A 13231-nucleotide genomic window follows, 5' to 3' on the forward strand; every position below is an offset into this window, starting at 1 on the left:
ATGAAATTCTTATAGGAAATCTAAATCATAAGATTAGAAGAATATGAACTGAAAACCACTTAAGTTTAGTTGCTAAATAAGAAAGTGAAATAAAAAAGTTGGGAAATACATGAGAACATTTGTAATTTCCTTGCTTTTTTTTCGTTATGTTGGCATTATTAAGAGTGATGATTTAAGTACGAACGAATTTATAACAGAAATGGAGCGGAAATAATGAGCCACGAAGAATTAAACCATGAAGAATTAAATGATCAATTGATTGTTCGCCGTGAAAAGCTTGATACCTTACGTGAGCGTAATGTGGATCCTTTTGGCGGACGTTTCGAAAGAACGCATCTATCTAATGAACTACATGAAGCGTATGATGAATTTACTAAAGAAGAAATAGCTGGAAAAGAAGAAACAGCAACTGTTGCAGGCCGTATTATGACTAAACGCGGTAAAGGTAAAGTTGGGTTTGCTCACTTACAAGATCGTAAAGGACAAATTCAAATCTATGTTCGTAAAGATACTGTTGGTGAAGAAGACTATGAGACTTTTAAGAATGCAGATTTAGGGGACTTTATTGGTGTTACTGGAACAATTATGAAAACTGATACGGGTGAAGTGACTATCAAGCCAACTTCTATCACTCAATTATCAAAAGCGTTACGTCCTTTGCCAGATAAATATCATGGATTGACAAATGTCGAGCAACGTTATCGTCAACGTTACTTGGACTTGATCAGCAATCGTGAAAGTTTTGACCGTTTTACAAAACGCAGCCAAATCATTCGCGAAGTTCGTAACTATTTGAATGAACAAGATTACTTAGAAGTAGAAACTCCAACGCTTCACAATTTAGCCGGTGGAGCTGCTGCACGTCCATTCATTACACACCACAATGCTTTAGATATGGAACTTTACTTGCGTATAGCTCTTGAATTGCATTTGAAACGATTAATCGTTGGTGGAATGGAAAAGGTTTATGAAATTGGTCGAGTATTCCGTAATGAAGGAGTAGATACAACTCATAACCCAGAATTTACTATGTTGGAAGCTTATACTGCTTATACTGATTTTGAAGATGTAATGGACTTAGTTGAGGGATTGATCCGTACCGTAGCACAACGTGTATTAGGTACAGGGCAAATCACGTACAATGGACAAGCGATTGATTTAGAGTCTTCTTGGAAGAGACAACATATGGTTGATGCCATAAAAGAACATTCAGGGGTAGATTTTTGGCAACACATGACAAATGAAGAAGCCCGTGCATTAGCTAAAGAACATGATGTTCCTGTAACTGAACATAGCCAATTTGGCCATGTAGTAAATGAATTTTTCGAAAAATTTGTAGAAGATAAACTGATTCAACCAACATTTATCTACGGACATCCTTTAGAAATTTCACCATTAGCTAAGAAAAACACAGAAGATCCTCGCTTTACAGATCGTTTTGAAGCATTTATTGTAGGACATGAATATGGAAATGCCTTTAGTGAATTAAATGATCCGATAGATCAAAGAGAACGTTTTGAATCACAAATGAAAGAACGTGCACTAGGAAATGACGAAGCTCATATGATCGATGAAGATTTTATTGAATCTTTAGAGTATGGTATGCCTCCAACGGGTGGATTAGGAATTGGTATCGACCGTTTAGTGATGCTATTAACTGATGCTCAATCTATTCGAGATGTACTGCTGTTTCCAACAATGCGTAATCAATAAAATGAAAAAGTAAATCAATCTCTTTAAAGAGGTTGATTTTTTTACTTTAGATATAAAGTAGTTTAAAATAAAGGGATAACAGATTACGTTACATAAATGTGTAATACAGCAACTCAAACAAGGAGGTATCTTATGAAAGAGAAAACAAAATTTATGAATTACCTGGGTGGCACTAATATTCTTTTCACCCTACTGATTCTTTTCATGTTAGGAATAATCATTTATATATATAGCGCTATTTCTTTTGTTTTTGAACCGTTAAAAGTTATCTTTTCAACTTTAGTAGCTCCATTGATCTTAGCGTTCATTTTTTATTATCTACTAAATCCTATTGTTGACTGGATGGAAAGGCATAAAATAAAGCGAATTTGGGGAGTACTCATTTTATTTATTGCTATCATTGGTATTTTAGCTGGGTTGGTGGCATTAGCATTTCCTCCAATACAAGAACAAATAACAAGCTTGGTTAATAATTTTCCTTCCTATGTAGATTCAATGGGAATAACTATCCTAAGTTGGGTAGCGAATACGCCATTAGAAAGTGCGGTAAGTGAATTTATAGAATGGCTGAATGGGTGGGTAAGCAATATACCAAGTGTCGTTGTAAGTTATTTTGATACAGCAGTAAGTGGATTAACAAGTGTTTTTTCTACGGTTTCAAATGTAGTAGTAGTAATCGTGACATTTCCGATAATTGTCTTTTTCTTATTGAAAGATGATGAAAAGTTTTTTAATTACGTGCTTAAAATTATTCCGCCAAAATTTAGAAAAGATACAAAGAATATTTTTGCAACAATCAACGAGCAAGTAGGATCTTATATTAAAGGACAATTGTTGATCTCGCTTTCCTTAGGGATTATGATGTTTATTGGTTTTACAGTTATTGGTTTAGAGTACTCAGGGATATTGGCAATAGTAGCGACCTTTACAAGTATTGTTCCATATATAGGAGCAGCACTAGCGATGATACCAGCTGTAATCGTAGCATTTACTATTTCATGGTTTATGGTTCTTAAATTGATCATTGTTTGGGTAGTCGTGCAGTTCGTAGACGGAAACTTAATTGAGCCAAACATTATGGGTAAGAATTTAAATGTCCATCCATTAACGATAATTATTGTCTTACTTGTTTTAGGAGATCTGCTTGGTTTTGTTGGCTTGATTTTAGGAGTACCGATTTATGCTATTTCAAGAGTATTGGTAACATTTGTATTCCGGAAATTTAAACAACGCTACAATAAATATTATGGCGATGAAGCAGGAAATTACGAAAATACAGAGTTTACTCCAGATAAATATCAAGAAAAAAAATAAACACAGAGACTTTAAGAGAGCTAATGAGATTAAAAGTACTCAATTTATATGTAAGAAAGGATCTTTCAACCATATTACGTAATATGGTTGAAAGATCCTTTCTTAATTTAATAGCTATACAAGTGTTTCAGAGTATTTTTTATAATAAGGCAAGTGCGTTTTGAATAAAAAGGATAAATATGTAAAAAAATGAAAATTCATTCAAATTGAACGTTATTAAAAAATGTAGTATATTCATTCGTTATTTGAATGAAAATAACGCTTTCTAACAAATGTGGTAATTTTAAAAGTTCGCTTCTAAAAATTCTTTTTAAATTTTAGACGAAAGATGTTGACGATACTCTGAATCCCTGTTATATTAATACATGTCGCTGAGACAGGTTGAAACAAACCGACACAGCGAAAAAGAAAATTTAAAAAGTTGTTGACAGATGATTCGCTAGATGATATTATTAATGAGTTGTCACAAACGAAACAACACACTTTAGACCTTTGAAAACTAAACAAAGTAAGACGAACCAAATGTGAGGGTGACTTAGCAGTGCTAAGTCAACAGTAACAAAATTAGTGAATAATTATTCGCTAGCAATCAATATGAGCTTCAAGCATCATTTTATATGAGAGTTTGATCCTGGCTCAGGACGAACGCTGGCGGCATGCCTAATACATGCAAGTCGAACGCTTTGATTTCACCGGGTGCTTGCACCCACCGAAGTCAAAGAGTGGCGGACGGGTGAGTAACACGTGGGTAACCTGCCCATAAGTGGGGGATAACATTCGGAAACGGATGCTAATACCGCATACTTCTAATCGCCTCCTGGCGAATGGAAAAAAGGTGGCTTCGGCTACCGCTTATGGATGGACCCGCGGCGTATTAGCTAGTTGGTGAGGTAATGGCTCACCAAGGCGATGATACGTAGCCGACCTGAGAGGGTGATCGGCCACACTGGGACTGAGACACGGCCCAGACTCCTACGGGAGGCAGCAGTAGGGAATCTTCCGCAATGGACGAAAGTCTGACGGAGCAATGCCGCGTGAGTGAAGAAGGTTTTCGGATCGTAAAACTCTGTTGTTAGAGAAGAACAAGGATGAGAGTAACTGCTCATCCCCTGACGGTATCTAACCAGAAAGCCACGGCTAACTACGTGCCAGCAGCCGCGGTAATACGTAGGTGGCAAGCGTTGTCCGGATTTATTGGGCGTAAAGCGAGCGCAGGCGGTTCTTTAAGTCTGATGTGAAAGCCCCCGGCTCAACCGGGGAAGGTCATTGGAAACTGGAGAACTTGAGTGCAGAAGAGGAGAGTGGAATTCCACGTGTAGCGGTGAAATGCGTAGATATGTGGAGGAACACCAGTGGCGAAGGCGACTCTCTGGTCTGTAACTGACGCTGAGGCTCGAAAGCGTGGGGAGCAAACAGGATTAGATACCCTGGTAGTCCACGCCGTAAACGATGAGTGCTAAGTGTTGGAGGGTTTCCGCCCTTCAGTGCTGCAGCTAACGCATTAAGCACTCCGCCTGGGGAGTACGACCGCAAGGTTGAAACTCAAAGGAATTGACGGGGACCCGCACAAGCGGTGGAGCATGTGGTTTAATTCGAAGCAACGCGAAGAACCTTACCAGGTCTTGACATCCTTTGATCACCCTAGAGATAGGGCTTTCCCTTCGGGGACAAAGTGACAGGTGGTGCATGGTTGTCGTCAGCTCGTGTCGTGAGATGTTGGGTTAAGTCCCGCAACGAGCGCAACCCCTATTATTAGTTGCCAGCATTCAGTTGGGCACTCTAGTGAGACTGCCGGTGATAAACCGGAGGAAGGTGGGGATGACGTCAAATCATCATGCCCCTTATGACCTGGGCTACACACGTGCTACAATGGATGGTACAACGAGTCGCAAGGTCGCGAGGCCAAGCTAATCTCTTAAAGCCATTCTCAGTTCGGATTGTAGGCTGCAACTCGCCTACATGAAGCCGGAATCGCTAGTAATCGCGGATCAGCACGCCGCGGTGAATACGTTCCCGGGTCTTGTACACACCGCCCGTCACACCACGAGAGTTTGTAACACCCGAAGTCGGTGAGGTAACCCTTTTGGGAGCCAGCCGCCTAAGGTGGGACAGATAATTGGGGTGAAGTCGTAACAAGGTAGCCGTATCGGAAGGTGCGGCTGGATCACCTCCTTTCTAAGGAATATAACGGAAACCCACACATTCGTACTTACTTTGTTTAGTTTTGAGAGGTCTAATCTTCTCAAAAAACGCAACTTTGGTTGCGGCAAGACGTTGTTCTTTGAAAACTGGATAAAGTTAAAAAGTGTAATTCAAGTAACAAACCAGAAACACACCGAAAAGTTTTAAAAATGAGTTTTTTTAAGGTTCTCATCGAAAGATGAGGTTTAAAAATTAACTGTTAACCATAGGTTAAGTTAATAAGGGCGCACGGTGAATGCCTTGGCACTAGGAGCCGATGAAGGACGGGACTAACGCCGATATGCTTTGGGGAGCTGTAAGTGAGCTTTGATCCAAAGATTTCCGAATGGGGGAACCCAGCATCTTTGATAGGATGTTACTACTGACTGAATACATAGGTCAGTAGAGGTAGACGCAGAGAACTGAAACATCTAAGTACCTGCAGGAAGAGAAAGAAAAATCGATTCCCTGAGTAGCGGCGAGCGAAACGGGAATAGCCCAAACCAGAAAGCTTGCTTTCTGGGGTTGTAGGACTGAACACATAGAGTCATAAATGAGATTGGTAGAAGAAGCGACCTGGAAAGGTCCGCCGAAGAAGGTAAAAGCCCTGTAATCGAAACCCATTTCACTCTGATCAGTATCCTGAGTACGGCGGAACACGAGAAATTCCGTCGGAATCCGGGAGGACCATCTCCCAAGGCTAAATACTCCCTAGTGACCGATAGTGAACCAGTACCGTGAGGGAAAGGTGAAAAGAACCTCGGAAGAGGAGTGAAATAGCCCCTGAAACCGTGTGCCTACAAATAGTTAAAGCCCGTTAATGGGTGATAGCGTGCCTTTTGTAGAATGAACCGGCGAGTTACGATCCCATGCGAGGTTAAGTTGATGAGACGGAGCCGCAGCGAAAGCGAGTCTGAATAGGGCGAATGAGTATGTGGTCGTAGACCCGAAACCAAGTGATCTACCCATGTCCAGGTTGAAGGTGCGGTAATACGCACTGGAGGACCGAACCCACGTATGTTGAAAAATGCGGGGATGAGGTGTGGGTAGCGGAGAAATTCCAATCGAACTTGGAGATAGCTGGTTCTCTCCGAAATAGCTTTAGGGCTAGCCTCGGAATTAGAATCATGGAGGTAGAGCAACTGTTTGGACTAGGGGCCCTTCTCGGGTTACCGAATTCAGATAAACTCCGAATGCCATTGATTTATATCCGGGAGTCAGACTGCGAGTGATAAGATCCGTAGTCGAAAGGGAAACAGCCCAGACCACCAGCTAAGGTCCCAAAGTTTATGTTAAGTGGAAAAGGATGTGGAGTTGCTTAGACAACTAGGATGTTGGCTCAGAAGCAGCCATCATTTAAAGAGTGCGTAATAGCTCACTAGTCGAGTGACCCTGCGCCGAAAATTTACCGGGGCTAAACATAACACCGAAGCTGTGGATAGAACCATTGGTTCTATGGTAGGAGAGCGTTCTAAGGGCGTTGAAGCTAGATCGTGAGGACTAGTGGAGCGCTTAGAAGTGAGAATGCCGGTATGAGTAGCGAAAGACGGGTGAGAATCCCGTCCACCGAATGACTAAGGTTTCCTGGGGAAGGCTCGTCCTCCCAGGGTTAGTCGGGACCTAAGTCGAGGCCGAATGGCGTAGACGATGGACAACAGGTTGAGATTCCTGTACCAGTTTGTTTTGTTTGAACAATGGAGGGACACAGTAGGCTAAGGAATACGCGCTGTTGGATATGCGCGTCCAAGCAACAAGTTTTGAAGTGAGTCAAATGCTTGCTTCTATAAGAACAAGTTGTGATGGGGAGGGAAATTAAGTACCGAAGTTCCCGATGTCACACTGTCAAGAAAAGCTTCTAGTTAGAAACAAACTGCCCGTACCGCAAACCGACACAGGTAGTCGAGGAGAGAATCCTAAGGTGTGCGAGAGAACTCTCGTTAAGGAACTCGGCAAAATGACCCCGTAACTTCGGGAGAAGGGGTGCTGACCAATTGGTCAGCCGCAGTGAATAGGCCCAGGCGACTGTTTATCAAAAACACAGGTCTCTGCAAAATCGTAAGATGACGTATAGGGGCTGACGCCTGCCCGGTGCTGGAAGGTTAAGAGGATGGGTTAGCTCTCGGGCGAAGCTCAGAATTGAAGCCCCAGTAAACGGCGGCCGTAACTATAACGGTCCTAAGGTAGCGAAATTCCTTGTCGGGTAAGTTCCGACCCGCACGAAAGGCGTAACGATCTGGGCACTGTCTCAACGAGAGACTCGGTGAAATTATAGTACCTGTGAAGATGCAGGTTACCCGCGACAGGACGGAAAGACCCCATGGAGCTTTACTGCAGTTTGATATTGAGTGTTTGTACAGCTTGTACAGGATAGGTAGGAGCCATTGAAGCCAGGACGCCAGTCTTGGTGGAGGCGTTGGTGGGATACTACCCTTGCTGTATGACCACTCTAACCCACAGCCCTTATCGGGCTGGGAGACAGTGTCTGACGGGCAGTTTGACTGGGGCGGTCGCCTCCTAAAGAGTAACGGAGGCGCCCAAAGGTTCCCTCAGAATGGTTGGAAATCATTCGCAGAGTGTAAAGGCATAAGGGAGCTTGACTGCGAGACCTACAAGTCGAGCAGGGACGAAAGTCGGGCTTAGTGATCCGGTGGTTCCGCATGGAAGGGCCATCGCTCAACGGATAAAAGCTACCCTGGGGATAACAGGCTTATCTCCCCCAAGAGTCCACATCGACGGGGAGGTTTGGCACCTCGATGTCGGCTCATCGCATCCTGGGGCTGTAGTCGGTCCCAAGGGTTGGGCTGTTCGCCCATTAAAGCGGTACGCGAGCTGGGTTCAGAACGTCGTGAGACAGTTCGGTCCCTATCCGTCGCGGGCGTAGGAAATTTGAGAGGAGCTGTCCTTAGTACGAGAGGACCGGGATGGACACACCTCTGGTGTACCAGTTGTTCTGCCAAGGGCATTGCTGGGTAGCTATGTGTGGACGGGATAAACGCTGAAAGCATCTAAGCGTGAAGCCCCCCTCAAGATGAGATTTCCCATCACGTAAGTGAGTAAGACCCCTGAGAGATGATCAGGTAGATAGGTTGGAAGTGGAAGTATAGCGATATACGGAGCGGACCAATACTAATCGGTCGAGGACTTAACCAAAGCAATACCCGGTGTACGAAGGTAAGCAAACGAAATACACTTTAAACTTTATCCAGTTTTGAGAGTCCAACGGACTTTCGATTGAAATTGTGTGGTGATGATGGCAAGAAGGTCACACCTGTTCCCATGCCGAACACAGAAGTTAAGCTTCTTAGCGCCGATGGTAGTGAAGGGTTTCCCTTTGTGAGAGTAGGACGTTGCCACGCAACCAAAAAAGACATCATCTCCGGATGGTGTCTTTTTTTGCTCTTTTTTAAATAGTCATTTTGTTTAGAATAAAAAGAGTGACAAATCAATTTATAAAACGCTTGCACAACCAATTCAAACATGTTATATTATTTGTAACGAAGGATTGTTACTGCATTGGCAGGCAAAACCTAAATTGATTCGAATTGTTCTATCTTATTGGAGACAGAGCATTTGGAATGAGTTTAGGTTTTTTGTTTTCTATAAGATGAAAGTTGGTGAGCAAAGCGATAAAATGAGAATTGAAAAAGTATTGAATAATAATGTTGTAATCACCTTGACTGATACTAATGAAGAAATGGTAGTAATGGGAAGAGGGATTGCTTTTCAACGTAAAGTTGGCGATGCAATTGAAGTCGAAAAAATAGAAAAAACTTTTGTGCCAGAAGGAAATGAAGGTATTGAAACTTTTTCTACTTTGTTTAAAGAAATCAATCCAGAAATTATAGAAATAGCCACTGATACAATCAAATACGCGCAGTCTATTTTAAAAACTAAATTAAGCAATAATATTTATTTAACTTTAACGGATCATTTGAACTACGCGATAAGTCGAACGAGTGAAGGAATCGAAATTAAAAATCCTTTAACTTGGGAAATAAAAAAGTTCTATAAAAAAGAATATGAGATTGGATTAAAAGCTTTAGAAAAGATTAAAACTAAACTCGGTGTGATAATGAATGAAGACGAAGCCGCATCCATTGCTTTGCATATTGTGAATGCTAAGCAAGAAGGACAAGAAATAGGAATTACAGTTAAAATGACTGAAGTTGTGCAAGATATTTTAACAATTGTACGCTTGCAATTTGGAATCACTTTTGATGAAGATTCTTTTAACTATTCTCGTTTTGTTACTCACCTACAATATTTTGCTCGTAGAATGCTAGAACACGATAGCAAAAATTCTAATGATGATTTTTTATTCGAGCAAGTTAAAATAAAGTATCCAAAAGCTTTTGGATGTACAAATAAGATCAATAGTTATCTTGAAAATAAACATCAGACATCATTATCGAAAGATGAACAAGTTTATCTAGCTATTCATATCCAACGAGTAACGAGTGAAAAATAATTAAATAAACTAATCAATGATGGATTGTTACTGCATAAGCAGGCAAAACCTAAATTGATAGCTAATATGTATCGAATGATGATACATTATGCTATTGATTTAGGTTTTTCTTTTTAAAAAAATTAAATGGGAGAAGGAATTAGAATGAAATACGAAGCATTAGCTAAATCAATAATTGAAAATATTGGTGGTACTGAAAATATAAATAATCTTACTCACTGTGTAACAAGATTAAGGTTTAAATTAAAAGATGAGAATAAAGCAAATACGGATGTACTAAAGAAAATGGATGGAATCGTTACTGTAATCCAAAGCGGTGGGCAATACCAAGTCGTTATTGGAAACCATGTGCCAGATGTGTATCAAGATGTTATGGCGGTTGGAAATTTAAATAATTTAGATGACAACGAAGAAGATACAAATGATACGAACGTTTTCAATAAATTTGTTGACTTAATTTCAGGTATTTTTGCACCCACTCTCGGAACTCTGGCTGCTACAGGTATGATTAAAGGTTTTAATGCTTTATTTGTAGCTGTAGGATTGCTATCAATCGAATCTGGGACTTATCAAATATTAAATGCTATAGGAGATTCATTGTTTTATTTCTTCCCTATTTTTTTAGCTCTTACAGCTAGTAAAAAATTAAAAGTAAACCAATTTACAGCAATGGCTATTGGGGCATCACTAGTTTATCCAACATTAACTGGCCTAACTATAGGCGAACCTTTGTATACATTATTTGCTGGAACACTTATCGAGTCACCAGTATTTATTGAGTTTTTGGGAATACCTGTTATTCTGATGACTTATTCTTCTTCGGTTATTCCGATTATTTTATCGATTTTACTTGCCTCAAAAGTAGAAAAAGGTTTGAAAAAATTTATTCCAGATGTAGTAAAAGCTTTCCTAGTTCCTTTCTTTACGCTTCTAGTTGTTGTACCTTTGACTTTTATTATCATTGGACCAATTGCAACATGGGCTGGAAGTTTGGTAGGAGCAGGTACCTTAGCGATTTATAATATTAGTCCAATTGTTGCTGGTTTAGTGATAGGTGGATTTTGGCAAGTGTTTGTTATTTTCGGATTACATTGGGGACTTGTTCCTATTGCACTTAACAACTTGGCCTTATATGGATTTGATCCGATATTAGCTATGTCTTTTGCTGCATCATTTGCACAAACCGGTGCTATTATTGCAGTTTTGATAAAAACAAAAGAGAAAAAAGTCAAATCATTAAGTATTCCAGCAGCTATTTCAGGATTATTTGGTGTTACTGAACCAGCTATTTATGGAATCACTTTGCCTCTAAAAAAACCATTTATTATGAGTTGTATTGCTGGTGGAATTGGTGGAGCAGCAATTGGGTTGATTGGAGGAAGCTTTTATCTTGTAGGTGGGCTAGGAGTATTTGGTATTACTAACTTCTTGAATCCAGCTGGTGGAAATACTGGAACTGTACTGGGCGTTATCGCTATTTTATTTGGGTCACTAGTATTAGGGTTTTTGTTAACTTATATTGCTGGTTTTGGCAAATTATATGAAGATGATATAGTTGTAGCTGAAACAACTAATGATGGAGTAATTGAATCTGGAAATGAAGTTTATATTGGAAGAGATAGTATTGTAAGTCCATTAAAAGGTTCGGTTGTTCCACTCTCTGATGTTCAAGATGAAGCTTTCTCTTCAGGAGCTATGGGAAAAGGACTCGCCATTGATCCTACTGAAGGAAAGTTAGTTTCGCCAGTCAATGGAATTGTCACAATGCTTTTTCCAACATCTCATGCGATTGGTATCACATCAACTGAAGGTACAGAAATATTGATTCATATTGGTATGGATACGGTTCAATTGGATGGCGAAGGTTTTACTCCACATGTTAAACAAGGAGATCAAGTAATAAAAGGTCAATTATTAATTGAATTTGATGTTGAAAAAATTATAAATGCAGGTTATAGCGTTATTACACCAATTGTTATTACCAATTCACAAAATTATTTAGATGTCATCACAACAGAGAAAGCAACAGTTTCTTCTAACGAGCAGTTAATGACTGTAGTAATTTAAAAAATAAGAAAATGAGGTAATCAGATGAAAAATAGTAATGGTTTTCCAAAAGGATTTTTATGGGGAGGCGCAACGGCAGCCAACCAATTTGAGGGCGCATATAATGAAGGAGGAAAAGGACTTTCTACAGCTGACATGGTAAGGTTTGTTCCAAAAGAAGAACGTGGAGAAGATTTTTCACTTGACGTGTCACGTAAAGAAATCGAAGCGATTTTAGCTGACGAAACACAAGCTGTTTTTCCTAAACGTTTTGGAGTTGATTTTTATCATCATTACAAAGAGGATATTGCGTTGTTAGCTGAAATGGGATTTAAAGTTTTCCGCTTATCCATTAATTGGGCTAGGATTTTCCCGAATGGAGATGATACAACACCAAATGAAGAAGGATTGGCTTTCTATGATGACGTGTTTGATGAATGTTTGAAATATGGTATAGAGCCATTAGTGACATTGTCTCACTATGAAACACCATTAAATTTAACATTAAAATACAATGGGTGGGCAGATCGCCAAGTCATCGATTTCTTTGTTAACTATGCGGAGACCGTTTTTACACGATATAAGAGTAAAGTGAAATACTGGTTAACATTTAACGAAATCAATATTATCACATTAAGTCCTTATACTGGTGGTGGAGTTCTAGTAGATGATGCAGAAAATCCGGTGGAGTTGTCTTATCAAGCTGGGCACCATCAATTTGTAGCCAGTGCATTAGCTATAAAAATAGGACATGAAATTAATCCCGAATTTAAAATTGGATGTATGCTAGCACGTATGACTACTTATCCAGAAACAAACAATCCGACCGATATCATCAAAGCACAAGAAAAAAATCAACAAAATTTATTCTTTACAGATGTTCAAGCTCGCGGGGAATACCCCGCCTTTATGAATCGCTATTTCCAAGAAAATAATATTTCTATTCACAAGGAGCGCGGAGATGATGAAATCTTAAAATCTTATCTTGTCGATTTCATCTCGTTTAGCTACTACATGTCCATTTCTGCTAGTTCAGATCCTAAGAAAGAGCAAGTTGGCGGTAATTTTATTGAGGGCGTAAAAAACGACTACTTGGAAACTTCAGATTGGGGCTGGCAGATTGATCCAATTGGATTGAGATGGACCTTGAATGACTTTTATGATCGTTACCAGTTGCCGCTATTCATCGTAGAAAATGGACTAGGAGCATACGACAAAGTAGAAGAAGATGGCAGCATTCATGATCACTATCGTATCGATTATCTGCAAAAGCACATTGAACAAATGAGAGAAGCTGTTAATGATGGTGTAGATTTAATGGGATACACCAGCTGGGGAGCGATTGATTTAGTTAGTGCATCTACTTCTGAAATGTCTAAGCGATATGGCTACGTCTATGTTGATCAAGATGATGAAGGAAACGGAACGCTAAACCGCTCAAGAAAAGATTCGTTTTTTTGGTATAAAAAAGTTATCGAAACGAATGGAACTGATTTAAGCAAGTGAGAG

5 protein-coding genes and 3 rRNA genes are annotated in these 13231 nt (G+C 40.0%); all 8 read left to right on the top strand.

Annotated elements, in window-relative coordinates:
- Positions 1–213 precede the first annotated feature (213 nt).
- The 8 genes from lysS to CAR_RS01080 all read left to right on the top strand — a co-directional run bounded on the left by lysS (position 214) and on the right by CAR_RS01080 (position 13228).
- Positions 214–1713: a lysine--tRNA ligase gene (gene lysS / locus CAR_RS01045; RefSeq protein WP_013709895.1), complete on the top strand. Its 1500-nt coding sequence runs from the start codon at positions 214–216 to the stop codon at positions 1711–1713.
- Between the two features lie 132 nt (positions 1714–1845).
- The gene (locus CAR_RS01050; RefSeq protein WP_041556054.1) at positions 1846–3027 is read left to right on the top strand and encodes an AI-2E family transporter; all 1182 of its coding nucleotides are present in this window, start codon (positions 1846–1848) and stop codon (positions 3025–3027) included.
- Between the two features lie 613 nt (positions 3028–3640).
- Positions 3641–5202 (top strand): 16S ribosomal RNA (locus tag CAR_RS01055).
- Between the two features lie 235 nt (positions 5203–5437).
- Positions 5438–8358: ribosomal RNA gene (locus CAR_RS01060) — 23S ribosomal RNA — on the top strand.
- Positions 8359–8448: 90 nt separating this feature from the next.
- A 5S ribosomal RNA gene (gene rrf / locus CAR_RS01065) occupies positions 8449–8564 on the top strand.
- The 16S, 23S and 5S rRNA genes sit together here, the layout of an rRNA operon.
- 275 nt (positions 8565–8839) lie before the next feature.
- Positions 8840–9676, top strand: coding sequence for a BglG family transcription antiterminator LicT (licT, locus tag CAR_RS01070; protein WP_041556755.1), 837 nt, complete (start codon positions 8840–8842; stop codon positions 9674–9676).
- 144 nt (positions 9677–9820) lie between these two features.
- Positions 9821–11743: a beta-glucoside-specific PTS transporter subunit IIABC gene (locus CAR_RS01075; protein ID WP_041556055.1), complete on the top strand. Its 1923-nt coding sequence runs from the start codon at positions 9821–9823 to the stop codon at positions 11741–11743.
- Between the two features lie 24 nt (positions 11744–11767).
- The gene (locus tag CAR_RS01080) at positions 11768–13228 is read left to right on the top strand and encodes a glycoside hydrolase family 1 protein (RefSeq protein WP_013709899.1); all 1461 of its coding nucleotides are present in this window, start codon (positions 11768–11770) and stop codon (positions 13226–13228) included.
- Positions 13229–13231 lie beyond the last annotated feature (3 nt).

Origin of the sequence: Carnobacterium sp. 17-4 (assembly GCF_000195575.1) — a bacterium.
Lineage (GTDB): Bacteria > Bacillota > Bacilli > Lactobacillales > Carnobacteriaceae > Carnobacterium_B.

Excerpts from the sequence above, each read along its gene's own strand:
- CAR_RS01080 (WP_013709899.1), top strand. The coding sequence starts at position 11,768 with ATGAAAAATAGTAATGGTTTTCCAAAAGGATTTTTATGGGGAGGCGCA.
- CAR_RS01050 (WP_041556054.1), top strand. The coding sequence starts at position 1,846 with ATGAAAGAGAAAACAAAATTTATGAATTACCTGGGTGGCACTAATATT.
- CAR_RS01075 (WP_041556055.1), top strand. The coding sequence starts at position 9,821 with ATGAAATACGAAGCATTAGCTAAATCAATAATTGAAAATATTGGTGGT.
- licT (WP_041556755.1), top strand. The coding sequence starts at position 8,840 with ATGAGAATTGAAAAAGTATTGAATAATAATGTTGTAATCACCTTGACT.
- lysS (WP_013709895.1), top strand. The coding sequence starts at position 214 with ATGAGCCACGAAGAATTAAACCATGAAGAATTAAATGATCAATTGATT.